Annotated in this window: 25 protein-coding genes, 1 pseudogene and 1 riboswitch; of the genes and pseudogenes, 9 read left to right on the forward strand and 17 right to left on the reverse strand. The window is 73.5% G+C overall.

Features of this window, described 5'->3' with window-relative positions; genetic code table 11:
* Both ACIQ8B_RS18025 and bioB read right to left on the reverse strand, forming a co-directional pair.
* The gene (locus tag ACIQ8B_RS18025; protein WP_403547874.1) at positions 1-1281 is read right to left on the reverse strand and encodes an adenosylmethionine--8-amino-7-oxononanoate transaminase; all 1281 of its coding nucleotides are present in this window, start codon (positions 1279-1281) and stop codon (positions 1-3) included.
* A complete protein-coding gene (bioB, locus tag ACIQ8B_RS18030; RefSeq protein ID WP_106415295.1) occupies positions 1274-2479 on the reverse strand; it encodes a biotin synthase BioB in 1206 nt (401 codons plus the stop codon). Before bioB ends, ACIQ8B_RS18025 begins: the two co-directional genes overlap by 8 nt.
* A gap of 147 nt (positions 2480-2626) precedes the next feature.
* On the opposite strand from bioB, the gene ACIQ8B_RS18035 reads away from it, so the two are divergent.
* Positions 2627-3754 (forward strand): 8-amino-7-oxononanoate synthase, encoded by a 1128-nt coding sequence (locus ACIQ8B_RS18035; RefSeq protein WP_106415296.1) that lies wholly within the window; start codon positions 2627-2629, stop codon positions 3752-3754.
* 94 nt (positions 3755-3848) lie between these two features.
* On the opposite strand, the gene ACIQ8B_RS18040 is transcribed toward ACIQ8B_RS18035, so the two are convergent.
* Positions 3849-4073 carry a DUF397 domain-containing protein gene (locus ACIQ8B_RS18040; RefSeq protein WP_403547876.1) on the reverse strand — a complete coding sequence of 75 codons (225 nt, stop codon included), beginning with the start codon at positions 4071-4073 and terminating at the stop codon, positions 3849-3851.
* A gap of 9 nt (positions 4074-4082) precedes the next feature.
* Positions 4083-4943 (reverse strand): helix-turn-helix domain-containing protein, encoded by an 861-nt coding sequence (locus ACIQ8B_RS18045; RefSeq protein ID WP_403547878.1) that lies wholly within the window; start codon positions 4941-4943, stop codon positions 4083-4085.
* Positions 4944-5155: 212 nt separating this feature from the next.
* On the opposite strand from ACIQ8B_RS18045, the gene ACIQ8B_RS18050 reads away from it, so the two are divergent.
* A complete protein-coding gene (locus tag ACIQ8B_RS18050; RefSeq protein ID WP_403547881.1) occupies positions 5156-5629 on the forward strand; it encodes an ATP-binding protein in 474 nt (157 codons plus the stop codon).
* Between the two features lie 184 nt (positions 5630-5813).
* Here ACIQ8B_RS18050 and ACIQ8B_RS18055 read toward each other — a convergent pair whose 3' ends face one another.
* From ACIQ8B_RS18055 to ACIQ8B_RS18065, 3 genes are all read right to left on the reverse strand, one after another.
* Positions 5814-6287 (reverse strand): C40 family peptidase, encoded by a 474-nt coding sequence (locus tag ACIQ8B_RS18055; RefSeq protein WP_403547883.1) that lies wholly within the window; start codon positions 6285-6287, stop codon positions 5814-5816.
* 3 nt (positions 6288-6290) lie between these two features.
* Positions 6291-6500, reverse strand: a riboswitch (cyclic di-AMP (ydaO/yuaA leader).
* 335 nt (positions 6501-6835) lie between these two features.
* Positions 6836-7141, reverse strand: a complete 306-nt coding sequence (locus ACIQ8B_RS18060) for a hypothetical protein (protein WP_403547885.1) — start codon at positions 7139-7141, stop codon at positions 6836-6838.
* 7 nt (positions 7142-7148) lie between these two features.
* On the reverse strand, positions 7149-7784 hold the full coding sequence (locus ACIQ8B_RS18065; protein WP_403547887.1) for an ATP-dependent Clp protease proteolytic subunit: 636 nt from the start codon (positions 7782-7784) through the stop codon (positions 7149-7151).
* A 64-nt stretch (positions 7785-7848) separates the two neighbouring features.
* On the opposite strand from ACIQ8B_RS18065, the gene ACIQ8B_RS18070 reads away from it, so the two are divergent.
* A complete protein-coding gene (locus ACIQ8B_RS18070; RefSeq protein ID WP_365417203.1) occupies positions 7849-8136 on the forward strand; it encodes a type II toxin-antitoxin system Phd/YefM family antitoxin in 288 nt (95 codons plus the stop codon).
* A 66-nt stretch (positions 8137-8202) separates the two neighbouring features.
* On the opposite strand, the gene ACIQ8B_RS18075 is transcribed toward ACIQ8B_RS18070, so the two are convergent.
* Complete coding sequence (locus tag ACIQ8B_RS18075; RefSeq protein ID WP_403547889.1) at positions 8203-8928, reverse strand: lysophospholipid acyltransferase family protein; 726 nt, start codon at positions 8926-8928, stop codon at positions 8203-8205.
* A 197-nt stretch (positions 8929-9125) separates the two neighbouring features.
* Here ACIQ8B_RS18075 and ACIQ8B_RS18080 point away from each other — a divergent pair, with 197 nt between their 5' ends.
* Positions 9126-9581, forward strand: a complete 456-nt coding sequence (locus tag ACIQ8B_RS18080) for an RpiB/LacA/LacB family sugar-phosphate isomerase (protein ID WP_403547891.1) — start codon at positions 9126-9128, stop codon at positions 9579-9581.
* A 275-nt stretch (positions 9582-9856) separates the two neighbouring features.
* Here the strand turns inward: ACIQ8B_RS18080 and ACIQ8B_RS18085 are convergent.
* The 4 genes and pseudogenes from ACIQ8B_RS18085 to ACIQ8B_RS18100 form a co-directional block, all read right to left on the reverse strand.
* Positions 9857-12310, reverse strand: a pseudogene (locus tag ACIQ8B_RS18085) (SpoIIE family protein phosphatase); the annotation flags it as partial.
* Between the two features lie 175 nt (positions 12311-12485).
* Positions 12486-13712, reverse strand: a complete 1227-nt coding sequence (rocD, locus tag ACIQ8B_RS18090) for an ornithine--oxo-acid transaminase (protein WP_290009192.1) — start codon at positions 13710-13712, stop codon at positions 12486-12488.
* Positions 13709-14521, reverse strand: coding sequence for a dimethylargininase (gene ddaH / locus ACIQ8B_RS18095; protein ID WP_290009194.1), 813 nt, complete (start codon positions 14519-14521; stop codon positions 13709-13711). Before ddaH ends, rocD begins: the two co-directional genes overlap by 4 nt.
* A 123-nt stretch (positions 14522-14644) precedes the next feature.
* On the reverse strand, positions 14645-15148 hold the full coding sequence (locus tag ACIQ8B_RS18100; RefSeq protein ID WP_106415310.1) for an Lrp/AsnC family transcriptional regulator: 504 nt from the start codon (positions 15146-15148) through the stop codon (positions 14645-14647).
* A gap of 131 nt (positions 15149-15279) precedes the next feature.
* Between ACIQ8B_RS18100 and ACIQ8B_RS18105 the strand changes: the two genes are divergently transcribed.
* The 4 genes from ACIQ8B_RS18105 to ACIQ8B_RS18120 are packed head-to-tail and all read left to right on the forward strand — an operon-like array spanning position 15280 to position 19399.
* Positions 15280-16050: a LytTR family DNA-binding domain-containing protein gene (locus ACIQ8B_RS18105; RefSeq protein WP_106415311.1), complete on the forward strand. Its 771-nt coding sequence runs from the start codon at positions 15280-15282 to the stop codon at positions 16048-16050.
* Positions 16051-16067: 17 nt separating this feature from the next.
* Positions 16068-16463, forward strand: coding sequence for a hypothetical protein (locus tag ACIQ8B_RS18110; RefSeq protein ID WP_403547894.1), 396 nt, complete (start codon positions 16068-16070; stop codon positions 16461-16463).
* Between the two features lie 21 nt (positions 16464-16484).
* Entirely contained in the window at positions 16485-18197 is a 1713-nt protein-coding gene (locus ACIQ8B_RS18115; RefSeq protein WP_403547896.1) for a cation acetate symporter, read from the forward strand.
* Positions 18194-19399, forward strand: coding sequence for a sensor histidine kinase (locus ACIQ8B_RS18120; protein WP_106415314.1), 1206 nt, complete (start codon positions 18194-18196; stop codon positions 19397-19399). Before ACIQ8B_RS18115 ends, ACIQ8B_RS18120 begins: the two co-directional genes overlap by 4 nt.
* A 20-nt stretch (positions 19400-19419) precedes the next feature.
* On the opposite strand, the gene ACIQ8B_RS18125 is transcribed toward ACIQ8B_RS18120, so the two are convergent.
* The 5 genes from ACIQ8B_RS18125 to ACIQ8B_RS18145 all read right to left on the reverse strand — a co-directional run bounded on the left by ACIQ8B_RS18125 (position 19420) and on the right by ACIQ8B_RS18145 (position 23982).
* On the reverse strand, positions 19420-19596 hold the full coding sequence (locus ACIQ8B_RS18125; protein WP_290009199.1) for a hypothetical protein: 177 nt from the start codon (positions 19594-19596) through the stop codon (positions 19420-19422).
* 87 nt (positions 19597-19683) lie between these two features.
* Entirely contained in the window at positions 19684-20637 is a 954-nt protein-coding gene (locus ACIQ8B_RS18130) for a cytochrome c oxidase assembly protein (RefSeq protein WP_106415317.1), read from the reverse strand.
* A 128-nt stretch (positions 20638-20765) separates the two neighbouring features.
* Positions 20766-21791 (reverse strand): 6-phosphofructokinase, encoded by a 1026-nt coding sequence (locus tag ACIQ8B_RS18135; protein WP_403547899.1) that lies wholly within the window; start codon positions 21789-21791, stop codon positions 20766-20768.
* Between the two features lie 199 nt (positions 21792-21990).
* Complete coding sequence (locus tag ACIQ8B_RS18140) at positions 21991-22719, reverse strand: type 1 glutamine amidotransferase (RefSeq protein ID WP_106415319.1); 729 nt, start codon at positions 22717-22719, stop codon at positions 21991-21993.
* Between the two features lie 24 nt (positions 22720-22743).
* A complete protein-coding gene (locus ACIQ8B_RS18145; RefSeq protein WP_106415320.1) occupies positions 22744-23982 on the reverse strand; it encodes a MurT ligase domain-containing protein in 1239 nt (412 codons plus the stop codon).
* Between the two features lie 147 nt (positions 23983-24129).
* Here ACIQ8B_RS18145 and def point away from each other — a divergent pair, with 147 nt between their 5' ends.
* The gene (def, locus tag ACIQ8B_RS18150; protein WP_106415321.1) at positions 24130-24675 is read left to right on the forward strand and encodes a peptide deformylase; all 546 of its coding nucleotides are present in this window, start codon (positions 24130-24132) and stop codon (positions 24673-24675) included.
* Positions 24676-24831 lie beyond the last annotated feature (156 nt).

Here is a 24831-nt window from a genome sequence, read left to right on the forward strand (position 1 = left end):
TCATCCCTCCTTCGCCGCCGCGCACACCGCGCGGGCGATCCGCGCGACGTCCGTGTCACCCGTGACGTACGGCGGCATCGTGTACACCAGATCGCGGAACGGCCGCAGCCAGACGCCCTCCCGCACCGCCGCCCGGGTGGCCGCGGCCAGGTCGACGTCGTGATCGAGCTGGACGACCCCGATCGCTCCCAGCACCCGTACGTCCCGCACCCCGGGCAGCCCGGCGGCCTCCGCCAGCCCTTCGCGCAGCCCCGACTCGATGCGCTCGACCTCCGCGCGCCAGTCCTGCCCGAGCAGCAACTCGACGGAGGCGCAGGCCACGGCCGCCGCCAGGGGGTTGCCCATGAAGGTCGGGCCGTGCGCCAGCACCGGCACCTCGCCCCGCGAGATGCCCTCGGCCACCCGCGAGGCGCACAGGGTCGCCGCCATCGTGAGGTAACCGCCGGTCAGCGCCTTGCCCACACACATCACGTCCGGCGACACGGCCGCGTGCTCCGCAGCGAAGAGCGTGCCCGTGCGGCCGAACCCGGTGGCGATCTCGTCGAAGACCAGCAGCACGTCGTGCTCGTCGCACGCCTCCCGCAGCACCCGCAGATACGCGGGGGAGTGGAACCGCATCCCGCCCGCACCCTGCACCACCGGTTCCACGATCACCGCGGCCAGTTCACGGGCGTGCCGCCCGACCAGCTCCCGCAGGTGGCCGGCGTATCCCTCCTCGTACGGGCCGGGCGGGGCATCGGCGAACACCTGGCGCGGCAGCACCCCGGACCACAGGTCGTGCATCCCGCCGTCCGGGTCGCACACCGACATCGGGTGCCAGGTGTCGCCGTGGTAGCCGCCCCGCCAGGTGAGCAACCGCCGCTTCTCGGGGCGGCCCAGCGAACGCCAGTACTGCAGGCACATCTTGACCGCGACCTCGACCGACACCGACCCCGAGTCGGCCAGGAAGACGTGCTCCAGGCCGTCCGGCGACATGTCGACGAGGAGCTTCGCGAGCCGTACGGCGGGCTCGTGCGTGAGCCCGCCGAACATCACGTGGCTCATCCGGCCGAGCTGGTCACGGGCGGCCTCGTTGAGCACCGGGTGGTTGTAGCCGTGGATCGCCGACCACCAGGACGACATGCCGTCGACCAGCTCGCCCGACCCGTCGGCGAGGGTCAGCCGGACACCGCTCGCCGACGCGACGACGAGCGGCTCCTGACGCCCCGGCATGGGCCCGTACGGATGCCACACGTGCCGCCGGTCGAGCTCCAGCAGCGCGGCGACGGACGTGTCAGGCATTGGGCGCGAGGTCCGTTCCCGCGCCCCGGCGGCGCACGGCCACCAGGTCGGGACGCGGCTCGTCCGCCGAGGCGGCGGGGGCGGACGTGCCGGAGGGGGCCGTTCCGCAGACGCCGCCGCTCTCGTGGGAGCCGCAGCCGCCGCCCGCGTGGGTGCCGCAGCCGGTCCCGTCGTGCGCGCCGCACCCCGCACCCGTCCGGTGTCCGGGCAGGGTGACCTCTCCGGCGCCCTCCACCTCGAACCCGGCGTCCGCGATCATCTCCAGGTCCGCCTTGCCGGCCTGGCCCTCGCTGGTGAGGTAGTCGCCGAGGAAGATCGAGTTGGCCAGGTGCAGCGCGAGCGGCTGCATCGTGCGCAGATGGACCTCGCGGCCGCCGGCGATCCGCACCTCGACGTCCGGACAGACGAACCGCACCATCGCCAGGATGCGCAGGCAGCGCTGCGGGGTGAGGTTCCACTCCTTGGCGAGCGGGGTGCCCTCGAACGGGATCAGGAAGTTGACCGGCACCGAGTCCGGGTCCAGCTCGCGCAGCGAGAACACCACGTCGACCAGGTCCTCGTCGGTCTCGCCCATGCCCGCGATCAGTCCGGAACAGGCGGACAGACCGGCCGCGTGCGCCTTGCGCACCGTGTCGACCCGGTCGGCGTAGGTGTGCGTGGTCGTGATCTCCCCGTACGTCGACTCGGACGTGTTGAGGTTGTGGTTGTAGGCGTCCGCGCCCGCCTCGCGCAGCCGCTCCGCCTGGCCGTCCGAGAGCAGGCCCAGGCAGGCGCACACCTCGACGTCCTGGTTCTGCTCCTTGATCGCCCTGATGGTGTCGGACACCCGGTCCACGTCCCGGTCCGTCGGGCCGCGCCCGCTGGCCACCAGGCACACCCGCTTCGCGCCGCCGGCCAGACCCGCGGCGGCCGCCCGGGACGCCTCGTCCGGCTTCAGCCAGGTGTACTTGAGGATGTCGGCCTTGGAACCGAGCCGCTGGGAGCAGTAGGAACAGTCCTCCGGGCACAGGCCGGACTTGAGGTTGACGAGATAGTTGAGTTTCACCCGGCGGCCGAACCAGTGCCTGCGCACCTTCCCGGCCGCGGCCACCACGTCGAGCAGGTCGTCGTCGGACGTCGCGAGGACGGCCAGCGCCTCGGCCCGTGTCGGCGTCTCGCGTCGAAGCCCTTTGTCCACCAGCGTGTTCAGCAGGTCCATGGGAGCCGATCCTGTCCTACCGGGGCCGTCCTGGCCAAGGAGACCCCGGACAACAGAGCCGTCCGGCGGTGTGGGTATCACCACACCGTGGCGGGAACGCCCTGCCGCTAATGTCTGTGCACTGCCCACGAAATCCCCGGAGGACCCATGGCGTTCGGCTGGATCGACGAGCAGGCGGAACTGCGCCGCAGGGCCGGGCTCGTCCGCACCCTGCGCCCCCGGCCGGCCGGCACGCCGCTCCTCGACCTGGCGAGCAACGACTACCTCGGCCTCGCCCGCCACCCCGAGGTCACCGAGGGGGCCGCGCGGGCGGCACGCACCTGGGGCGGCGGCGCGACCGGCTCCCGACTGGTCACCGGCACCACGGAACTGCACGCCGAACTCGAGCGCGAACTGGCCGGCTTCTGCGGCTTCGAGGCCGCCCTGGTCTTCTCCTCCGGCTACGCGGCCAACCTCGCCGCCGTCACCGCCCTGGCCCCGCACGGCTCGCTGATCGTCTCCGACGCGGGCAACCACGCCTCGCTGATCGACGGCTGCCGGCTGGCCCGGGGCGCGACGCAGGTGGTGGCCCACCGCGACCCGGACGCCGTGCGCAAGGCGCTGGACGGTCACGCGGGCCCGGCCGTGGCGGTGTCGGACACGGTGTTCTCGGTGGACGGCGACGCCGCGCCGCTCGCCGCGCTGGCTCAGGCGTGCCGGGAGCACGGCGCGGGTCTGGTGCTCGACGACGCGCACGGGCTCGGCGTGCTGGGCGACGGCGGCCGGGGCGCCCCGCACGCGGCGGGGATCGCGGGCGACGGGGACGTCGTCGTGACGGTGACGCTGTCCAAGTCGCTCGGCAGCCAGGGCGGGGCGGTGCTGGGTCCGGCCCGGGTGATCGGCCATCTGGTCAACGCGGCGCGGACGTTCATCTTCGACACCGGTCTCGCCCCCGCGGCGGCGGGCGCGGCCCTGGCGGCGCTGCGGCTGCTGCGCCGCGAGCCGGGACGTGCGGCGCGGGCGGCCGAGGTCGCGCGCGAACTGCACACCCGGCTGACGGCCGCGGGTCTGGAAGCGGTGCGTCCGGACGCCGCGGTCGTCTCCGTGCGCGCTCCCTCCCCGGAGCAGGCCGTGCGTTGGGCGGCCGACTGCCGGACGGCCGGTCTGTCCGTGGGCTGCTTCCGTCCTCCTTCCGTTCCCGACGGCATCTCACGGCTCAGACTGACCGCCCGGGCGGACCTGTCCGGGGCGGAGATCGAACGCGCTGTACGGGTGATCGGCGAAACGCGGCCATGAGTCGGCGGGGCACGGCCGTGCGTCGCGCGAGGCACGGATGACCGGCCGGACCGGCTGAACCGGCCGGACGGTTCGGATCAGGGACGAGGACGGATCAGCGGACCGCCGTCAGGAAACGCGCCCAGGCGTCAGGGGGGAAGAGCAGCGCGGGCCCGTCCGGGGCCTTGCTGTCGCGCACGGCGAGCAGTCCGGCCGACGGGCCGGCGGTCGGCCGGGCCGTCTCCACGCAGTTGTTCGCCCCCGTGCTGTAGCTGCTGCGCAGCCACCGCACGCCGCGCAGGGCGAGGCTGGACGGGATGGTCCGAGGCGGTGCGGGCATCGTGCCTCCTTACGCGCCGGCCGCTGTGCCGGCGATGAATTCCGACGATTCCTCGGGTGAGAGGGCGTGGCTCGCCAGGGCCTCGAAGGCCTCCGAGTACGCCTGGAGGTCTTCTTTCCGTTCCAGGTAGTGACTAGTCGTCAGATGGTCGTGGACCACCACATCCAGGTCAGAAGTGCGCGGGAATGAAAAGATGACGAAAGGCCCTGTGACGCCGATGTGCGCGCCCGCGCTGAACGGCAGCACCTGCAACCGGACCTGAGGCAGCCGGGACGCCTCGACCAGCCGGTTCAGCTGGCGTGACATCACCTCGGGGCCGCCCACCTCCCGGCGCAGCACGGCCTCGTCCAGCACCGCCCACAGCTCCAGCGGCGGCTCGGCCCGCAGCACGTCCTGCCGCGCCAGCCGCACCTCCACGAGGGCGTCGAGCCGCTCCTCCGACGCGCCCTCCAGGGCGGCCTCCGTCACCGCCCGCGCGTACTCGGGTGTCTGCAGCAGCCCGGGGACGACGGTGGTCTCCAGGGTGCGCATCGCGCTCGCCTGCGACTCCAGGCTGATGAAGTCCCGGTAGGTCGGGGGCAGTACACCGCGGTACGCGTGCCACCAGTGGTGCCGTCCGTCGCCGTCGCCGGTGCCCGACAGCACCAGCAGCAACTCCCGCAACTGCGGGTCGTGCACGCCGTAGGCGTCGAGAAGCAACCGCACGTCGGCCGGTTTCACCCCGCTCGTGCCCGTCTCGATCCGGCTCACCTTCGACTGGTGCCAGCCCGCCAGCCGGGCCGCGTCGCCGCTCGTGAGTCCGGCCGCGATGCGCAGCGCGCGCAGTTCGGCGCCCAGTTTCCTGCGGCGCACCGCGGGGCCGTGCTGCATGGGCCTCTCCTTACCCCTTCCGGGCCGCCCGGATACGGTCTCCCGTCGCAGAGTTCACCGCTTTGAGCGACAGATATATGCATATGTTGGTGGATCGCCGCGCGGCGCCCTGTGGTGATGGCAGTCTGACGACGAAGCACCAGTGCGGGACCGTACTCGAACCAGCCGCTCCGTGTCGGACTGCGGTTCCGTGGGAAAGGGACGACGTCGCCATGGCAGACCACCTGGAAGCATCCGTCACTCTGCCGAGCGATCCCGCCTCGGTCTCCGCCGCGCGGGCCCATGCGGTCGGCGCGCTGGCGGGATGGGGGCTGCCGCCGGACGCCGAACTCTGCGACACCGTACGGCTCATCGTCTCCGAGCTGGCCACGAACGCGGTACAGCACACCTTCGGGCAGTCGCCCACGTTCACGGTGGACGTCGTCCTGGTCCGGGAGGAGCGGGTGCACATCGGGGTGACGGACAGCCATCCCCGGTTCCCGAAACGCCTCCCGGCGGCGGTGCAGCAGGACAACGGGCGCGGTCTGGTCATCATCCGCTGGCTGACCGCGGAATGCGGCGGCCGCCTGAGGATCCGCCCCACCCGCGAGGGCGGCAAGACGGTCGCCGTCGAACTCCCGTGGCCGGGTGCCGCCCCCGGCCGGCCCGCGGAGACGGTCATCGCCGCGGCTCCGCAGGAACCGTGACGTCGCGTCACGGGCGGCGGGGCGGCCGGGGAGGCTCCGGGAGGCGTCGTGCGGGGCCCGGGGGCGTGTCGTCCTGAGGACGGCGCCGTGCGGGCCCCTGCGGGATGCCACGCGGGCGTCGGGCCCGCGTGGCCGGTCGCGGCTCGGCGGCGGCGCTCCCGCGGGCGCCGGCCGCCTCCGCCCGTCACTTCACGCGGCCGTACCAGACGCTCTTGGTCCAGATCTTCTGCAGCCGCACCACGTCCCCGGTCTTCGGCGCGTGCCAGATCTTGTCATTACCCGCGTAGATCCCGACGTGGTAGACGTAGCTGCCCGAGTGGAAGAACACCAGGTCCCCGACCTTCCGGCTGCTCTTGGAGATGTGGCGCGTCTTGTTGTACTGCTGGGCGGCCGTGCGGGGGAGCTTCTTCCCCACCTTCTTGAACGAGTACAGCGTCAGGCCCGAGCAGTCGAACCGGTTCGGTCCGGTCGCCCCCCACTGGTACGGCGCCCCCTTCTTGGACGCCGCGACCTTCAGGGCCTTGGTGCCCACGGTCGCCGCCGCGGCCTCCCCGGCCGCTCCCGGAACCACGATGGAGCCGCCCACGGCGGCGAGGGTGAGGGCCGAGGCCGTGCCGGCCCGGGCCATGAGAGACGGGACACGATTGAGCGCACTCATGCGCAACCCTTCGTCAGCCGCCTGTGAAGGATGACCTGTCGGATTCGGGCTGGCGAAGTAGCCCGGCCGCTCACGCGGCTTCACCCCAAGGGCCGCTCGGTGCGCGCGTTGCTCGCGTACCGGCGACCCGTCGTGCCTGGGTCCTCCACTCCTGCCGATCCACTCCTGTCGACCGGTCATCCGGGCGGCGGCAGGACTCGGCGTCCGCCCGGATCGCCCCGCCGCGGCGGCGGGGTCTTGTCGTCAGTCAGGGATCTTGGCTCATGAGGTGGTCGATTTCCCAACGGAACGGGGGGTTTGTGTTGTTACTCACCACTCAGCCGTTCGGGTGGACAGCCGTCCGTTCGAGTCACCGTCAAGAGGACGCGGGAGGCCAGGACCAGCGGTGGAATGGTCAGTTCCGCCCATCGGAGGGGTCCGGGCGTGCAAGTTCGACAGCCCGAAAACAGGAGGTTCGTCTACGCCGGATGGGGGTAAGCCGTTCGGTCCGTTTCAACTCGTCGCGGGGCGCGTCGCCGAGCGGGCCCGTCGCTCCGGGCCCGCTTCCGTCAACTCCCCGTCTGCGGCGGCAGCGTGACCCTGGCCGTACGCCGCTCGCCGTCCAGCACCCGCAGGGCGCGCGCCAGGGTCCCGGCGTGCAGTTCGGTCTCACCCCGCCGGTGCATCAGGGTCAGCGCGTCGCGCAGCGCGACCGCCGTGCCGGCCAGCGCCTGGGCCGCGCGCAGGCTCCGGTAGGTGTCGCCGCCCTGGGCCGGGTTGACCCGGCCCAGCAGGTCGACGACCTCCAGGTAACGGTCGATCAGCTCGGCCTCCGCCCGGGTCAGCGCGGGCAGCGGCGGCAGTTCCGGCAGCATCCGCGGCTCACCTCCCGCCGGTCGCGGTGCGGGCGGCCCGGTGGTGCGGCACGATCCGGTCGGCGAGGCCGTAGTCCACGGCGGCCTGCGCGTCGAGCACCAGGTCCCGCTCCAGATCCGCCCGCACCCGGTCCACGGGCCGGCCGGTGTGCCGGGCCAGCATCTCCTCCGTGCGGGCCCTGACGCGGGCCAGCTCGTCGGCCTGGGCCGCCAGGTCGCTCGTCCTGCCCTCCACCGGCTCCGGGAGTGCGGGCTGACGGAGCACCAGGCGGGAGCCGGGCAGCACGTACCGCTTGCCCGGGGCGCCCGCGGCCAGCAGCAGCGCGGCCGTCCCCTCGGCGCGGCCCAGGCAGACCGTCTCGACGTCGCAGGTGACGTACGTCAGGGTGTCGTGCAGCGCGGACATGGCGTGGAAGGGGCCGCCGGGGGAGTTGACGTACAGCGAGATGTCGCGGTCCGGGGCGCGATGCTCCAGGTACACGAGCTGGGCCGCCACGTCGGTGGCCGCGGTCTCGTCGATCCGCGTCCCCAGGACGACGATCCGCTCCTCCAGCAGCCGCGCGTACGGGTCGGACGTCCGGTGCCCGGACGCCGTGCGTGCGGTGAACTCGGGCAGGACCGGGCGGGCGGGCGGTCGCGTCATGGTGCCCTCCTGTCTCGTTGTCTGTAAAAAATGTACAGGACGTACGTGACGTTATGATGGTCCCATGGCTTACGAGATTCCGGTGACCCAGGCCAGGGCCGAGCTCGCCGACCTGATCAACCGCGTGGTGTACGGCGGTGAGCGGGTTGTCGTGACCCGGCACGGGAAGCCGCTCGTCGCCCTCGTCTCCGCCGATGACCTGCGACGACTCGACGAACTGAAGGATGTGCCGGACCCGGCGGAGGAACCGGTGATCAGCACGGTGGCCGGCGTCCGCGAGGTCGCGTCCGCTGCCCGCGAACACCACCGCTTCGGCATCGCGGCGGAACACAGGGGCGCGGCCGGCTCGTGACGCCGGCCGCCACGGCAGTGAGGGGCGGCCGGAACGCTCCGGCCGCCCCTCACCCGGGTCCGGCGCTCACCGCCGCGGCATGCGCGGCGCGCGCCGCTTCTCCTCCGCCTCGCGTCCGGCCTCCGCGGCCTTCACGTCGGCCGCGTACCGGTCGACGTACTCCTGCCCGGAGAGGGAGAGGATGGCGTACATGATCTCGTCCGTGACGGCGCGCAGGATCGCCTTCTCGTTCTCCATGCCCGCGTAGCGCGAGAAGTCCAGCGGCTCGCCGAAGCGGATCACCACCGGGTGGACGCGGGGGATCTTACGGCCGGGCGGCTGCGCCTCGAACGTGCCGATCATCGCGCAGGGGACCACCGGGACGCCCGCCTTGAGCGCCATCGCCGCCACGCCGACCTTGCCCTTGTAGAGGCGGCCGTCGTGCGAGCGGGTGCCCTCCGGGTAGATGCCGAGCAGTTCCCCCTTGCCCAGCACCCCGAGGCCCTCGCGGATCGCCGCCTGACCGGCCTCCTTGCCGGAGCGGTCGACGGGGATCTGCCCCGCGCTGTGGAAGAAGAACGCCGTCAGCCGTCCCTTGAGGCCGGGACCGGTGAAGTACTCGGCCTTGGCGAGGAAGGTGATGCGCCGCTTCAGCACGGCCGGCATCAGGAAGTGGTCCGAGAACGACAGGTGGTTCCCCGCCACGATCGCGGCGCCGGAGGACGGGACGTGCTCGAGGCCCTCGATCCGGGGCCGGAAGGCCAGTCTGAGCAGCGGGCCCAACAGCACATATTTGAGCAGGTTGTAGAACAAAAGCACGCTCCTCGACTCTGGGAAACGACGGGGTCGCCGCGTTCCAGCAGGTCATCCGGCACGTAGTGAACCGCCAGTCTAGAACCGGGTGACGGACCCCGGCACCAGGTTCGACGGGAACCGGAACGCACCGCGGCGGAGCACCGGCCGCACGCCGCACGACCGTCACCCGCGCACCGCCCGGTACGCTCGGCGGTATGCGGATCTCCGTCTCCTCCGACATGGACGAACCCGTCGCCCGCGCCCTGGTCGGCGAACTCCGCGAGCGAGGCCACGAGGTGCGCGCCCACGGCGCCCTGAGCCCCGGGGCCGACCCGCGGTGGGCCGTCTGCTCCGAGGCCGCCGCCCGCGACGTCGCCGACGGGACGGCCGACCAGGCGGTGGTGTGCTGCTGGACCGGCACCGGCGCCTCGATCGCCGCCAACAAGGTGCCCGGCGTGCGGGCCGCCCTGTGCACCGACGCCTGCACCGCCGACGGCGCCCGCCGCTGGAACGACGCCAACGTGCTGGCGCTCAGCCTGCGGCTCACCTCGGAGCCGCTGCTCAAGGAGATCCTGGACGCCTGGTTCGCCGGCCGCCCCAGCGACGACCCCGAGGACCGGGCCAACGTGGACCGCACCACCCGCCTCGACCACGGACGCACCGGCACCTGACGGCGCGGGGGCCCCGTCACCGCCGTACGGCGACCCGCGCCGTGCCGTCCGTGGCTCCGCCCGGCGGCAGCAGCTCCCTCAGCGCCGTGTCCGCCGGCGGCTCCGGGGCCGGCTCACGGCGACGGAACGGGGAGTCCGCCGGCCGCCGCGGCCCGCCCGCGGACGGTGCTGAACGGGCCGGACCTCGTCGACGTCCGCGAGCGCCGGGCCGGGGGCCGGCGGCGCCCGGCCCACCGCCTCGTGGTCGATCGCCGCCCGTGCCACGGCCCGCCTCACTCCGGGGGCGTGGTCAGCGGCTGCTCCGCCCAGATGATCTTCCCGTCGGGCACGAACCGGGTCCCCCAGCGCTCGGCGAGCTGCGACACCAGCAGCAGTCCGCGGCCGCCCTCGTCCATCGCCCGGGGATGCCGCAGATGCGGGGCGCTCGCGCCGCCGTCGAGCACCTCGCACACCAGCGTCCGTTCCAGGATCAGCCGCAGCCGCACCCTCCCGGAGGCGTGCCGGACCGCGTTCGTCACCAGCTCGCTGACCAGCAGCTCCGTGGTGAACACCAGCTCCTCGTCGAGACCCCAGCGGGACAACTGGTCCTGGGCGCTCCTGCGGGCGTCCGCCACCACCGCCGGGTCCGGCGGCAGCTCCCACGCCGCGACCTGCTCCGGCGCGAGCCGCCGGGTGCGCGCCATCAGCAGCGCCGCGTCGTCCTCCGGGCGGGACGGGACCAGCGCGTCGATCACGGCCTGGCAGCCGGGCCGCTGTTCGCGTGCCGTGCCCTCCAGGGCCCGCCGCAGCCGTTCCCGGCCGGCGTCCTCCCCGCCGTCGCCGTCGTGCGCCAGCAGCCCGTCCGTGTACAGCACCAGCGTGCTGCCCTCGTCCAGGGACAGCTCCACCGCCTCGAACGGCGGACCGCCCACTCCGAGCGACGGCCCCTGCGGCAGGTCCACGAAACCGACCGTGCCGTCCGGCGCCACCACCGCCGGCGCGGGATGGCCCGCGGCGGCCATCGTGCACCGCCCGTCCGCCGGGTCGTACACCGCGTACACACAGCCGGAGCCGACCGAGTGGTCCGGCGCGTCCGCGTCCTCCCCGGCGCCGTCGTCCCGTGCCGAGCGGGAGGCCAGGTCGTCCAGGTGCGCCAGCACCTCCTCGGGCGGCAGGTCGATCGCGGCCAGCGTCCGCACCGCCGTGCGCAGGCGGCCCATGGCCGCGGCGGCGTCGATGCCGTGCCCCGGCACCTCGCCGACCACCAGCGCGACCCGGGCGCCGGACAGCGGGATCAGGTCGTACCAGTCGCCGCCCAGGCCGGTCAGCTCGTCCGCGGGCCGGTAGCAGGCGGCCACCTCGACCGCGTCCAGCTCGGGCAGCCGGCGCGGCAGCAGGCTCCGCTGGAGGACCAGCGCGGCGTCCCGCTCGCGGGTGTGGCGGCGGGCGTTCTCCACGCAGACGGCGGCGCGCGAGACCAGGTCCTCGGCCAGGTGCAGGTCGTCCGCGTCGAAGGGGCTCTGCCGGCGGCGGAAGAACGTGGTGAGCCCCAGGGTGGTCCCGCGGGCCCGGATCGGGACGATCATCGCGCTCCGCAGGCCCAGCTCGAGGAACGTGGACTCCCGGCCGCCCGGCGCGCCCACGGCCCACTCGACGCCCAGCGGGTCGAGCTGCTCCTGCCGCCAGGACCGCCCCGTGGTCAGGCACCGCACGGGAGGGGAGCCCGTCAGGTAGGCGACGACCGTGCCGCTGTCCACGGCCGTCCGCGGCAGGTCCTCGTACAGGGACCGGTGGCCCGCGCGGCGCAGCGGGACCCGCTCGGACCCGGCGGGCGGCTCCGGGACCGGCTCGGCGCCCCCCGGCACCGTCTCCAGCAGGTCCACGGTGACGAAGTCGGCCAGCCCGGGCACGGCGACGTCCGCCAGTTCCTGCGCGGTGGTCATGACGTCGAGGGTGCGGCCGATGTGCTTCCCGGCCCGGTCGAGCAGGGCGAGGCGCTGCCGGGTGCGGTGCCGCTCGGTGACGTCCACGACGGTGTAGTACACGCCCATCGGGTCGCCCCGGTCGTCCTCGAGGCGGGTGAACGACAGCATGTACGCCGTCTCGCGCAGCGGCGCCGACCGCGCCCGGCCGACGTGCTCGTAGCCGACCACCTGCTCGCCGGTCTCCAGCACGTGCCGCATCCGCTCCTCGACGGCGTCGCCGCCCAGGCCCGGCTGGACGTCCGCGAACCGCAGGCCCGGACGGCGGTGGGCCGGCCCGCCGCCGAACTGCTCCAGGGCCGCGTTGGACCACACGTAGCGCAGGTCGGTGTCCAGGACGGCGATGCCGATGGGGTTGCCGTCGACGAGCTGCTCCAGCACGCGGCGGCTCATGCCCCAGCCCCGGTCGGCGTCCCCCAGCTCCGACAGCAGCACCAGCACCGCGGCGCGTCCCTGCGGCGCCGTGGTCGGGGCGACCCGCACCGCCACCGGCACCGGGCGCCCGTCCCGGTGGCGGGCGGTCATCGGCCCCGCCCAGTCGCTCCCGGCGCGGCAGCGGCCGAGCAGGTCCGCCAGCCGCTCGGCGTCGCCGGTCTCCAGCAGGTCGGCGAACTTCCGGCCCACCGCCTCCGCCGCGCCGTGGCCCAGCAGCCGTTCCGCGTGCACGGTCCAGCCCGCCACCAGGCCGTGCGGGTCCAGCAGCAGGGGCGCGGCGTCGGCCACGTCGAACCCCTGCCGGGCTCCTCCCTGCTCCTCGTGTCCGCCCACGGACGGCCTCTCTGTCGCGGAGAGTGGTCTGTCACTCATGTCCCCATCTGTTCCCATCTTCACCCCGGGGACCGGCCGAGGGCTTCCCGGAGGCGGACCGCCGGTCCGCCGCGCCCGGTCCCGGACACGCCGCCGCCCCCGCCGGAGAGGTCCGGCGGGGGCGGCGCGGAAGGGGTCAGACCTGGCGGCTGAGCACCTTCTCCAGCGTGCGCAGCGCCTCCCGCAGTTCGTCCGCGGTGACGGTCAGCGGCGGGGCCAGCCGGACGGTCGAGCCGTGCGTGTCCTTGACCAGGATGCCCTCGCGCATCAGGCGCTCGCTGACCTCCCGGCCGGTGCCGAGGGCCGGGTCGACGTCCACGCCCGCCCACAGACCGCGGCTGCGGAACCCGGTGACGCCCTTGCCGACCAGCGCCTCCAGGCCCTCCCGCAGCACCACGCCCAGCTCGGCCGCGCGGCGCTGGAACTCACCCGTCTCCAGCAGCTCCACCACGGCCGTGCCCACGGCGGCCGCCAGCGGGTTCCCGCCGAAGGTCGACCCGTGTTCACCCGGATGGAGCACCTGGAGCACCTCACGCCGGGCCACCACCGCCGACACCGGGACGATGCCGCCGCCCAGCGCCTTGCCGAGCAGCACCACGTCCGGGACGACCGACTCGTGCTCCACGGCGAGGGTGCGGCCGGTGCGGCCCAGACCGGACTGGATCTCGTCGGCGACGAACAGGCACCCGGCACGCCGGGTCAGCTCCCGCACCCCGGTCAGATAACCGTCGTCCGGGATCACCACGCCCGCCTCGCCCTGGACCGGCTCGATCAGCACCGCCGCCGTCGTCTCGTCGACGGCCTCCTCCAGCGCCGCGAGGTCGTTGTACGGCACCACCCGGAACCCCGGGGTGAAGGGCCCGAACCCGGACCGCGCCACCTCGTCCGTGGAGAAGCTCACGATCGTCGTCGTCCGGCCGTGGAAGTTGTCCGCCGCCACCACGATCGTGGCCCGGTCGGCCGGGACGCCCTTCACGTCGTAGGCCCACTTGCGGGCCACCTTGATGCCGCTCTCCACCGCCTCGGCGCCGGTGTTCATCGGCAGCACCATGTCCAGGCCGGTCAGCGCGGCCAGCCGCTCCGCGAACCCCGCGAGCCGGTCGTTGTGGAAGGCGCGCGAGGTCAGCGTGAGCCGGTCCAGCTGGCGGTGCGCCGCCTCGATCAGCGCCGGGTGCCGGTGGCCGAAGTTCAGCGCCGAGTAGCCGGCCAGCATGTCCAGGTACCTGCGGCCCTCGACGTCCTCCACCCAGGAGCCCTCCGCGCGGGCGACGACCACGGGCAGCGGATGGTAGTTGTGCGCGAGGACCGGCTCCTCCGCCGCGATCAGCTGGGCGGACGAACGCGTACGGGCGACAGAGGTCATGAGCGGATCTCCTGAGTGCAGCACTTGATGCCCCCGCCCGCCTTGTGGAACTCGGACAGGTCGACGGGGACGGGGACGTAACCGCGGTCGGCGAGCCGGGCGGCGAGCGAGGCCGCCCCCGGCGAGATGAACACGTGGCGGCCGTCCGAGACGGAGTTCAGGCCGAACGCCATGGCGTCCTCCCGGGTGGCGGTCACCGCGTCCGGGTACAGCCGCTCCAGCACCTCACGGCTGCCCGGCGAGAACGCCTCCGGGCAGTACGCGACGTTCTCCTCGTCCAGCACGAACAGCGCCGTGTCCAGGTGGTAGAAGTACGGGTCCACCAGGGTCAGGCCGATCACCGGCACCCCGAAGAACTCCTGCGCCTCCCGGTGCGCCTCGGGGGTGGTGCGGAAACCGGTCCCGGCGAGGATCCAGCGCCCGGCGGGCACCAGGTCGCCCTCGCCCTCGCACACCGACCCCGGATGCTGGACGTCGAACCCGTGCGCCTTGAACCAGGCCTCGTACGGCGCCGACTCCGGACGCCGCTCCGGCGCGTGGAACCGGGAGCCGAGCACACGGCCGTCCACGACGACCGCCGCGTTCGCGGCGAACACCATGTCGGGCAGGCCGGGCAGCGGTTCCACGGTCTCCACGGTATGGCCGTGGCGGCGATAGGCGTCGACCAGCGACAGCCACTGCCGCCGGGCGAGTGAGAGGTCGACGGGACGGTCGGGACGCATCCAGGGATTGATCGCGTACCGCACGGCGAAGAATCTGGGTTCGCAGACGAGATAACGCCGTGGGCGCGCCACACGTGATTCGGGCACGAAGGGGTTCCTCCGCTTCACACGGTGTCAACAGGGGGTGACTCCACGGTAGGAACCGGGCCGCACGGCCGACAAGCGACGCATCCTGCGCGTGCGCGCACGATCGCTGCGTCTTTCCCGCCCTCAGCGCACGTCCGGTGCGTCGTCGGGGGCGGGCTGCGTCACTCCCGCCTCAGGACTGTCGGGCAGCAGGTGCGACAGCACCATCACGCTGATCGTCTTCCGGATGAACGGCTCCTGGCGGATGCGCTCCAGCACCTCCTCGAAGTGCTCCACGTCCCGCGCCCGCACGTGCAGCAGCGCGTCCGCGCCGCCGGTCACCGTCATCGCCGCCGCGATCTCCGGATGGTTGCGCACCACCTCCGCCAGCCGCCGCGGCGGCGCCGCCCCCTCGCAGTACACCTCCACGTACGCCTCGGTGCGCCAGCCCAGCGCGGACGGCCGCACGGTGGCGGTGAACCCGGTGATCACCCCGGTCTCCCGCAGCCGGTCCACCCGGCGCTTGACCGCCGTCGCCGACAGCCCGACGCAGGCGCCGATCTCCGCGAAGGACGTCCTGGCGTTCGCCATCAGAGCGGTGACGATCTTCCGGTCGAGCTCGTCGAACGGCGCGGGCCTGCTGTCCATGCGGGCACTGTATCCACGACGGCCCCGGGCCACCCCGGGTCCGCCCCGGAGGGGTCCGGACGTCGAACCGGGCGAAACGCCCTTGTCCGGCACGTGGTCCGGACCCGGAGATCCCCCTACACTCCACCTTCATGCTGCGCGCCCTCGCCGTCGACGACGAACGCCCCTCGCTGGAGGAACTGCTGTACCTGCTGAACGCCGACCCGCGCATCGGGAGCGCGGAAGGCGCCGGCGACGCCACCGAGGCCCTGCGCCGCATCAACCGGGCACTGGAGTCGGGACCCGACGGGCCCGACGCCATCGACGTCGTCTTCCTCGACATCCAGATGCCCGGCCTCGACGGACTCGACCTGGCCCGGCTGCTCACCGGCTTCGCCCGGCCGCCGCTCGTCGTGTTCGTGACCGCCCACGAGGACTTCGCCGTCCAGGCCTTCGACCTCAAGGCCGTCGACTACGTGCTGAAACCCGTCCGCAAGGAACGCCTGGCCGAAGCCGTGCGGCGGGCCGCCGCCCAGCGCGGCACCACCCCCCGCGACGCCGCCCCGCGCATCCCCGTGCACGAGCCCGACCCCGACCACATGGCCGTCGAACTGGGCGGCGTCACCCGCTTCGTCGCCGTCGACGACATCACCCACGTCGAGGCGCAGGGCGACTACGCCCGCCTGCACACCGACCGCGGCAGCCACCTCGTGCGCATCCCGCTGTCCACCCTGGAGGAGCGCTGGCGCTCCCGCGGCTTCGTCCGCATCCACCGCCGCCACCTGGTCGCCCTGCGCCACATCGGGGAACTACGGCTGGGCGCGGGCACGGTGAGCGTCCTGATCGGCTCCGAGGAACTCCAGGTCAGCAGGCGCCACGCCCGCGAACTGCGGGACCTGCTGATGCGCCGGACCACCGGCTGACCGGGGGAGAGGCCCGCATGCCCCAGGAACCCGCCGAGCGCCGGGTGGCCGTCACCGGCCCGCCCCGCCGCGCCCTCCCCCACGCCCGGCCCCGCTCGCGCGGGTGGCACCCCCATTCCACGGGCCGCTACCGCCCGCGCACCGAGATCGACGAGCAGACCACCCTCGGCCACACCTACGTCCGCTCCCTGATGCGCATCCAGCTGCGCACCGGACTCACCGTGTTCGCCGTGCTCGCGCTGCTCATCGGCCCGCTGCCGCTGGTCTTCGCCGCCGCCCCGGACGCCCGCCGCCTCGAGTGGGCGGTCCTCGGCTTCGGGCTCTACCCCCCGCTGGTCCTGCTCGCCCGCTGGTACGTCCGCCGCGCCGAACGCAACGAACGCGACTTCGTCCGGCTCGTCGAGGACCGCTGAGACCCCGGGAACCGCACCACCGTGAACACCGCCTACGCCGTCACCGCCGTCGCGCTCGTCGCCGTCGCGACCGTCCTCGTCGGCGCCTTCGGCCTGCGCATATCCCGCACCACCTCCGACTTCTACGTCGCCTCCCGCACCGTCGGCCCCCGCCTCAACGCGGCCGCCATCAGCGGCGAGTACCTCTCCGCCGCCTCCTTCCTGGGCATCGCCGGACTCGTCCTCGTCCAGGGCCCGGACATGCTCTGGTACCCGGTCGGCTACACCGCCGGCCACCTGGTGCTCCTGCTGTTCGTCGCCGCCCCGCTGCGCCGCTCCGGCGCCTACACGCTGCCCGACTTCGCCGAGGCCCGGCTCTCCTCGCACGCGGTACGGCGGCTCGCCGGCGCCCTCGTCGTCGGCGTCGGCTGGCTCTACCTGCTGCCCCAGCTCCAGGGCGCCGGGCTCACCCTCACCGTGCTCACCGGCGCGCCCGACTGGCTCGGCGGGGTGATCGTCGCCGTCGTCGTCACGGTCATCGTGGCCGCCGGCGGCATGCGCAGCATCACCTTCGTCCAGGCCTTCCAGTACTGGCTGAAGCTGACCGCCCTGCTGGTGCCCGCGCTCTTCCTGGTGCTCGCCTGGCAGAGCGACGGCGCGCCCAGCCACGCCTTCGACGAGCCCGCCGGGTTCCGCGAACAGCGCGTGGTGCGCGTCGACGACACCGTCGACCTGCGCCTCACCGCCCCGCTCACCGTCACCGTGGACGGCACCGTCGACGGCCGGGAGCACACCGGGGACGAGGTCCGCCTGCCCGCCGGCACCCACCGCGTCGACGGCGGCACCCGCCTCACCTTCGCCGAAGGCGCCGAGGTGCCCGCCACCGGACACGGCGCCGACGACGCCCTGTCGCCCTCCCGCGCCGAGAGCCGCGCGGAACGCCCGCTGTACGCCACGTACGGGCTGATCTTCGCGACCTTCTTCGGCACCATGGGCCTGCCGCACGTGGTGGTCCGCTTCTACACCAGCCCGCACGGGGTCGCCGCCCGCCGCACCACCGTCGCCGTCCTCGGCCTGATCGGCGCCTTCTACCTGCTGCCGCCCGTCTACGGCGCCCTCGGCCGGCTCTACGCCCCCGAGCTCACCCTCACCGGGGACGCGGACGCCGCCGTCCTGCTGCTGCCCGGCCGGATGATCGGCGGCACCGGCGGCGACCTGCTGGGCGCGCTGGTCGCCGGGGGAGCGTTCGCCGCGTTCCTGTCCACCGCCTCCGGGCTCACCATGGCCGTGGCCGGCGTGCTCACCCAGGACGTGCTGCCCTCCCGCGGCGTGCGCCACTTCCGGCTCGGCACCGTGCTCGCCATGGCCGTCCCGATGGCCGCGAGCGTTCTGGTCGGCGGGCTGCCGGTGGCCGACGCCGTGGGTCTCGCCTTCGCCGTGTCCGCCTCGTCGTTCTGCCCGCTGCTCGTCCTCGGCATCTGGTGGCGGCGGCTGACCCCGCCGGGCGCGGCCGCCGGGATGCTGATCGGCGGGGGCGCCGCGTTCCTCGCCGTCGCCGCCACCATGGCCGGCTACCCGGGCGCCGGGCCCTGGCACGCGCTGCTCGCCTGGCCCGCCCTCTGGTCGGTGCCGCTCGGCTTCCTCACCATGGTGCTGGTCTCCCTGGCCACGCCGGGCCGGGTGCCGCCCGGCACGGCCGCGGTCCTGGCCCGCTTCCACCTGCCGGAAGAGCTGCGTACGGAGGTGTCCGCATGAGCGGTTTCCTCGCCGGTCTGCTGGTCGCCGTGCTGCCCCTGCTGGCCGCCGGCTTCTGGCTGGGCCGGCGCACGGCACGGCCCGCCAGCCTCGCCGGGCTCGGCACACCCGTCGAGCACGCCACCTTCGAGACCCTGCACACCGCCTCGCTGGCCACGCCCCCGCTGCGCGCGGGCCTCACCGAGGAGACCGCCCGCAAGTCGGCCCGCAAGCTGCGCTCCCTGCTCGGCACCGACGCCCTGTGCCTCACCGACCGCGAGCAGGTCCTCGTCTGGGACGGCGTCGGCGCCCACCACCGCACCGAGATCATGGAGCGCCTCACCGGCCCCCTGGACACCGGCCGCGGCGAGGCCTTCCCGCTGACCTGCGACACCCCCGACTGCGCCGTCCGCTGGGCGGTGGTCGCCCCGCTCACCGTCGACGACCGGGTGCACGGCGCGCTCGTCGCCTGCGCGCCCCGCGAGTCGGCGGTGCTGGTCAGGGCCGCCGGGGAGGTCGCCCGCTGGGTCTCCGTCCAGCTGGAGCTGGCCGACCTGGACCAGTCCCGCACCCGGCTGATCGAGGCGGAGATCCGGGCCCTGCGCGCACAGATCTCCCCGCACTTCATCTTCAACTCGCTCGCGGTGATCGCGTCCTTCGTGCGCACCGACCCCGAGCGCGCCCGCGAGCTGCTGCTGGAGTTCGCCGACTTCACCCGCTACTCGTTCCGCCGGCACGGCGACTTCACCACCCTGGCCGACGAACTGCACGCCATCGACCACTACCTGGCGCTGGTGCGGGCGCGCTTCGGCGACCGGCTCTCGGTCACCCTGCAGATCGCGCCCGAGGTGCTGCCGGTCGCGCTGCCCTTCCTGTGCCTCCAGCCGCTGGTGGAGAACGCCGTGAAGCACGGTCTGGAGGGCAAGGCCGACACGTGCCGCATCCAGATCACCGCGCAGGACGCGGGCGCCGAGGCGCTGGTGGTCATCGAGGACGACGGGGCGGGCATGGACCCCGAGCTGCTGCGCCGCATTCTCGCCCGGGAGGTCAGCCCGACGGGCGGCATCGGCCTGTCCAACGTCGACGACCGGCTCCGCCAGGTCTACGGCGACGACCACGGGCTGGTCATCGAGACGGCCGCGGGCGCGGGCATGAAGATCACCGTCCGGCTGCCGAAGTACCAGCCGGGCGTCCATCTGGCGGGGCGGCTCACCCCGCGGTGAGCCGCCCCCCGTGCGTGCGGTCAGCTGCCGTGGGTGGCGACCATCCCGAGGGTGATCAGGCCCAGGACGACCCAGCCGAACCACAGCCAGCCGTTGCTGCCGAGCGCCACCGTGTACGCCGTGACGGCGACCAGGCCGCCGACGGTGAGCACTCCCATGGTCTTCGTCGAGGTGGAACCGTTCGTGGTGACGGGCATCGCGACACCCTCCTCTTGGTCCGGTCCCTCCATGGTGCCCCGGTTTCCGGAAAGGAGGCCGGTGCGGGACGGGCCCCCGGGGAATCCCTAGCTGCCGCGCGCGTTCAGGGAGGCCAGGTAGGCGTTGTACGCCTCCAGCTCCTTGTCGCCGTCCCGGTCGGCGGCGCGGTCCTTGCGCCGGGCCTGCCGCTGGTCCGAGGCGTACCACTGGAACAGCAGCGCGATCAGCACCAGGACGGAGGGGACCTCGCTGAACGCCCAGGCGATGCCGCCGGCCGCGTTCTGGTCGGACAGGGCGTCGATGCCCAGCGACGCGGGCGGGTCCTGGAAGGTGGTGACCATGGGGGTGGAGGCCATCATCAGCGCGATGCCGAAGAACGCGTGGAACGGCATGCCCGCGAACAGCTCCAGCATCCGCATCAGGTGCCCCGGCCGGTGCGGCCCCGGGTCCACGCCCATGATCGGCCAGAAGAACACCAGGCCGACGGCGAGGAAGTGCACCATCATCGCCACGTGCCCGACCGCCGACCCCATCAGGAAGTCGAACAGCGGGGTGAAGTACAGGGCGTACAGGCTCGCGATGAACATCGGGATGGTGAACAGCGGGTGCGTGACGACCCGCATGTAGCGGCTGTGCAGCAGCATCAGCAGCAGCTCGCGCGGCCCCTTGGCGCCGCGCACGGACGCCGGGGGCAGCGCCCGCAGCGCCAGGGTGACCGGGGCGCCGAGCAGGATCAGGATCGGTGACACCATGCTGATCACCATGTGCTGCACCATGTGCACGCTGAACATCACCATGCCGTAGTCGTTCAGCGCGGTGCACATCACCAGCCCGATGCTCAGCACACCGGCGGCGAACGCCACGGTCCGCCCCACGGGCCACTCGTCACCGCGCCGGACCAGCCGGACCACGCCCCAGCCGTACAGCGCGAGCCCCAGCAGGCAGGCGACGAGGAAGAAGGGGTCCGCCGACCAGGCGAGCCCTCGCCCCAGCGTGAACGGCGGCAGATCCATGGTCATGCCGTGCCCGCTGTGATCCATCCGCTGGCTCCATTTTCGTCCAGGTTGTACGCAATCGGTCCGCACCAGACTAGAACCGCCCCCGGCGACGTCGGTCACCGGGGGCGGTCTGTGCGGCCCGTCTCACGCGCCGGGCGGCGGCAGCGGGGTCAGAGCACGCACTCCGCCTCGGCGTACCGGTCCTCGGGCACCGTCTTCAGCGTCTCGACGGCCTCGGCCAGCGACACCGTCACGATGTCGGTGCCGCGCAGCGCCGTCATCCGCCCGAAGTCGCCGCGGTGCACGGCCTCCACCGCGTGCCAGCCGAACCGGGTGGCCAGCACCCTGTCGTACGCGGTGGGCGTGCCGCCGCGCTGGACGTGGCCGAGGATCACCGGCCGGGCCTCCTTGCCGAGGCGCGACTCCAGCTCCAGGGAGAGCTGCCGGGCGATCCCGGCGAACCGCTCGTGGCCGTAGACGTCCTTCTCGCCCTCGTCGAAGTCCATGGTCCCGGGCTTCGGCTTGGCGCCCTCCGCCGCGACGACGATGGCGAACCGCTTCCCGGCCGAGAACCGCTCGCCGACCTTGGCGGTCAGCTCGTCGATGTCGAAGGGCCGCTCGGGGACCACGACGGCGTGCGCGCCGGCCGCCATGCCGGAGTGCAGCGCGATCCAGCCGGTGTGCCGGCCCATGACCTCCACGATCAGCACGCGCTGGTGCGACTCGGCGGTGGTCTTCAGCCGGTCCAGGGCCTCGGTGGCCACCCCGACGGCCGTGTCGAACCCGAAGGTGACGTCGGTGACGGCGATGTCGTTGTCGATGGTCTTCGGCACGCCCACTATCGGCAGACCGTTGTCGGACAGCAGCCGGGCCGCCTTGAGGGTGCCCTCACCGCCGATGGGGATGATCGCGTCGAGACCGAGTTCCCCGACGTGGCCCCGGGCCCGCTCCACACCGTCCCGCAGATGCTCGGGGCGCACCCGGGAGGAGCCGAGGATGGTGCCGCCGCGGGCGAGGATGCCGCCCACCGCGTCGAGGTCGAGCTTGAGGTAGTCGCACTCCAGGAGGCCCTTCCACCCGTCGCGGAAGCCGATGACCTCGTCGCCGTGGTCGACGACGGCGCGGTGCACGACGGACCGGATGACGGCGTTCAGGCCGGGGCAGTCGCCGCCGGACGTGAGGACACCAATGCGCATAGCCCGAAACAACCTTCTCGAAGGGGGCCGGGACCGGACCGCGTCGTCCGGCTCGATCCCCGCCACCCTAGCCGCTCCGGGGGGCGGTGCCGCATCCCGCGTCCGCCTGCTGGACGACCCCGCTCACCTGTGCGGAGGAGGCGTCAGACGGGCCGTTCCGGGCCCCTCCGACGCCTCCTCCGGGTGTTCGTCCAGCGTCTCACGCGGGCTGCTGGGCGGCCGCGATGCGCTCGTCGCGCAGGGCCTCGTACCAGCGGTCGTCGGTCGGCGGCAGGGCGTTGACGTCCAGCGCCAGCTTCAGCAGCAGGTCCGCGATCTGCGGGTTGCGGGCCAGCACCGGACCGTGCATGTACGTGCCGAAGACGGTCTCGTTGTACGCGCCCTCGGTGCCGTCCCCGGTGCCGTTGCCGTTGCCGAAGCGGACCTGGGCCAACGGGCGTGCCGTGGGGCCCAGGTGGGTGACGCCCTGGTGGTTCTCGAACCCGGTCAGCGGGGGCAGGCCCAGCGCCGGGTTGATGTCCGCGAGGACGTCGCCCACGCAGCGGGCGCCCTCGCCGCGCACCGACACCACGTCGAGCAGGCCGAGGCCCGGCTGGCGCTGGCCGAGGTCGTTGATGAACTCGTGGCCGAGGATCTGGTAGCCGGCGCAGACCGAGAAGACGATCGCGCCGTTCCCCACGGCCCGGTGCAGCCCGCCGTCGCGGCGCAGCCGCTCGGCGGCCAGCCGCTGCGGGCGGTCCTCGCCGCCGCCGATCAGGTAGATGTCGCCGGAGGTCGGGATCGGCTGGTCGCTGCGCACGTCGAGCCGTGCCACGTCCAGGCCGCGCTGCCGCGCCCGGCGCTCGACGACGAGGACGTTGCCCTGGTCGCCGTAGGTGCTGAGCAGGTCCGGGTAGATCCAGACGACCCGCAGCTGGTTGTCGCTCACTTCAAGTCCCCTGAGGTGTCGTGGTCAGTTGCCGACGCGGCGGCGCAGGTCCTGGAACGCGGTGTAGTTGGCGATGACCTCGATCCGGCCGGGCGGAGACATCTGGACCGCCTGGTCGAGGTTCTCGCACACCTGGAACTGCTGGTTGGCGACCTCGAGGCGCACCGCCAGGTCCAGCTTCCGCTCGCCGACGACGCAGATCGGGTGGCCGGTCAGCCGGGTGTAGTCGACGTCCCACAGCCAGGAGGTGTCGGTGCCGTCGGCGGAGCGCGCGTTCACCGACAGGATGACCGGGGTCGGCGGCGGGTCGATCAGCGAGAACGTCTCCAGCCAGCCCGCGGGGTTCTTCGCGAGCAGCAGCCGCAGGTCACGGCCCTGGAACTGGACGACGTCGTAGCGGCCGGCCACGGCCTGCACCTGGTACATGCGCTCCAGGGCGACCTGCGGCGGCACCCCGAAGACGGCGGCGACGGCCGCGGAGGACGCGGCGTTGGCCTTGTTGGCCCGGCCCGGCAGCTGGAGGTGGATCGGCCAGGCGGAGCCGTGCGGGTCGAGCACGTGGTCGCCGGAGAGCGCCCAGGTCGGGGTGGGGCGGCGGAAGCCGCACTCGCCGCAGAACCAGTCGTCGCCGGGGCGCTGCATCACACCGCCGCAGGACGGGCAGGACCAGGCGTCGTCCTTCCACATCTGGCCGGCGGCCACCCAGATCACGTTGGGGGAGGACGACGCGGCCCACACCACCAGCGGGTCGTCGGCGTTGGCGACGATCACGGACTTCGAACCCGCCAGGCCCTCGCGCCAGTTCTCGGCGAGCATCCGGGTCTCCGCGGCGCGGTCGAGCTGGTCGCGGGAGAGGTTGAGCAGCGCGATGCACTTCGGCTCGGTGGCCTGGGCGACGCCGACGAGGTACTTCTCGTCGACCTCGATGACGCCGTAGCGGGCGTCCGCGCCGTCCGCGAGGGCCGAGGTGATGCCGGCCGGCATGTTGGCGCCGAGCGCGTTGGAGACGACCGGGCCGGCCGCCTTGAGCGCCTCGGCGATGAGCCGGGTGGTGGTGGTCTTGCCGTTGGTCGCCGAGACGAGGGTCACGTCCAGGTGCTGGGCGAGCCGCGCGAGGAGGTCGGGGTCGAGTTTCAGCGCCACCCGGCCCCCGATCACCGAACCGCTGCCGCGCCCTGCGGCACGGGATGCCGCCGCGACCGCCTTGCCCGCGGTCACGGCCAGCTTGGCCCGCGGCGTGAGCGGGTCCGAGTTGCCTGCCATCAGTTCTCGATCCTCCTTGCGTACGCGCCGCGTCTGTGCCTGACGGCCACGTGGTGTGGGCTCAGCCTATCGAGATCCCTTCACCCACCAGTACCGCGGCTCCATCGTGAGACGGGGCGGGGATGCAAGGACCGTACCCTTACGGCCATGCGACACGGCTCCCTGCCCGGCGTCCACGGACGCGTACGGCCCCTCACCCTGCTCGGCGACCCGGTGCTGCACACGCCCTGCGAGGAGGTCACCGGCTTCGGTCCGGAACTGGCGGAGCTGGTGGAGGACTTGTTCGCGACGATGTACGCGGCGCAGGGCGTGGGGCTGGCCGCGAACCAGATCGGGGTGCCGCTGCGGGTGTTCGTCTTCGACTGCCCGGACGACGAGGACGTACGGCACCTCGGGCACGTGGTGAACCCGCGGCCGGTGGTGACGGACGGGGTGGTGGTGCGCGGGCCCGAGGGCTGCCTGTCGCTGCCCGGCCTGGAGGCGGGGACGGAGCGGTACGACCACGCGGTGGTCGAGGGCGTCACGGTGACCGGGGAGCCGGTCACCGTGCACGGCACGGGTTTCTTCGCCCGCTGCCTCCAGCACGAGAGCGACCATTTGGCGGGCACGGTCTACGCCGACCGGCTCACCGGCCGCCGTCACCGCAAGCTGATGCGCCAGGTCTCCCGCGCCTCCTGGCACCGTCCCGCCTGAGCCGGGCGCCGGCGTCCCGCCGCCCGCACCCGGGCGTCGCGCCGCGGACCGGCGCGCTCCCGCTGCCGCCTCGCCCCCGCCCTCCCGGGCGGCCGCCACGGGGACGGCTGCGCGCCTCGCCCGGCCCTGCGCCCGCGCGTACGGAGGCCGATGTCC

It is taken from the genome of Streptomyces sp. NPDC096105 (assembly GCF_044763335.1).
Classification (GTDB): Bacteria; Actinomycetota; Actinomycetes; order Streptomycetales; family Streptomycetaceae; genus Streptomyces.

Excerpts from the sequence above, each read along its gene's own strand:
- ACIQ8B_RS18025 (WP_403547874.1), bottom strand. The coding sequence starts at position 1,281 with ATGCCTGACACGTCCGTCGCCGCGCTGCTGGAGCTCGACCGGCGGCAC.
- bioB (WP_106415295.1), bottom strand. The coding sequence starts at position 2,479 with ATGGACCTGCTGAACACGCTGGTGGACAAAGGGCTTCGACGCGAGACG.
- ACIQ8B_RS18035 (WP_106415296.1), top strand. The coding sequence starts at position 2,627 with ATGGCGTTCGGCTGGATCGACGAGCAGGCGGAACTGCGCCGCAGGGCC.
- ACIQ8B_RS18040 (WP_403547876.1), bottom strand. The coding sequence starts at position 4,073 with ATGCCCGCACCGCCTCGGACCATCCCGTCCAGCCTCGCCCTGCGCGGC.
- ACIQ8B_RS18045 (WP_403547878.1), bottom strand. The coding sequence starts at position 4,943 with ATGCAGCACGGCCCCGCGGTGCGCCGCAGGAAACTGGGCGCCGAACTG.
- ACIQ8B_RS18050 (WP_403547881.1), top strand. The coding sequence starts at position 5,156 with ATGGCAGACCACCTGGAAGCATCCGTCACTCTGCCGAGCGATCCCGCC.
- ACIQ8B_RS18055 (WP_403547883.1), bottom strand. The coding sequence starts at position 6,287 with ATGAGTGCGCTCAATCGTGTCCCGTCTCTCATGGCCCGGGCCGGCACG.
- ACIQ8B_RS18060 (WP_403547885.1), bottom strand. The coding sequence starts at position 7,141 with ATGCTGCCGGAACTGCCGCCGCTGCCCGCGCTGACCCGGGCGGAGGCC.
- ACIQ8B_RS18065 (WP_403547887.1), bottom strand. The coding sequence starts at position 7,784 with ATGACGCGACCGCCCGCCCGCCCGGTCCTGCCCGAGTTCACCGCACGC.
- ACIQ8B_RS18070 (WP_365417203.1), top strand. The coding sequence starts at position 7,849 with ATGGCTTACGAGATTCCGGTGACCCAGGCCAGGGCCGAGCTCGCCGAC.
- ACIQ8B_RS18080 (WP_403547891.1), top strand. The coding sequence starts at position 9,126 with ATGCGGATCTCCGTCTCCTCCGACATGGACGAACCCGTCGCCCGCGCC.
- rocD (WP_290009192.1), bottom strand. The coding sequence starts at position 13,712 with ATGACCTCTGTCGCCCGTACGCGTTCGTCCGCCCAGCTGATCGCGGCG.
- ACIQ8B_RS18100 (WP_106415310.1), bottom strand. The coding sequence starts at position 15,148 with ATGGACAGCAGGCCCGCGCCGTTCGACGAGCTCGACCGGAAGATCGTC.
- ACIQ8B_RS18105 (WP_106415311.1), top strand. The coding sequence starts at position 15,280 with ATGCTGCGCGCCCTCGCCGTCGACGACGAACGCCCCTCGCTGGAGGAA.
- ACIQ8B_RS18110 (WP_403547894.1), top strand. The coding sequence starts at position 16,068 with ATGCCCCAGGAACCCGCCGAGCGCCGGGTGGCCGTCACCGGCCCGCCC.
- ACIQ8B_RS18120 (WP_106415314.1), top strand. The coding sequence starts at position 18,194 with ATGAGCGGTTTCCTCGCCGGTCTGCTGGTCGCCGTGCTGCCCCTGCTG.
- ACIQ8B_RS18125 (WP_290009199.1), bottom strand. The coding sequence starts at position 19,596 with ATGCCCGTCACCACGAACGGTTCCACCTCGACGAAGACCATGGGAGTG.
- ACIQ8B_RS18130 (WP_106415317.1), bottom strand. The coding sequence starts at position 20,637 with ATGGATCACAGCGGGCACGGCATGACCATGGATCTGCCGCCGTTCACG.
- ACIQ8B_RS18135 (WP_403547899.1), bottom strand. The coding sequence starts at position 21,791 with ATGCGCATTGGTGTCCTCACGTCCGGCGGCGACTGCCCCGGCCTGAAC.
- ACIQ8B_RS18145 (WP_106415320.1), bottom strand. The coding sequence starts at position 23,982 with ATGGCAGGCAACTCGGACCCGCTCACGCCGCGGGCCAAGCTGGCCGTG.
- def (WP_106415321.1), top strand. The coding sequence starts at position 24,130 with ATGCGACACGGCTCCCTGCCCGGCGTCCACGGACGCGTACGGCCCCTC.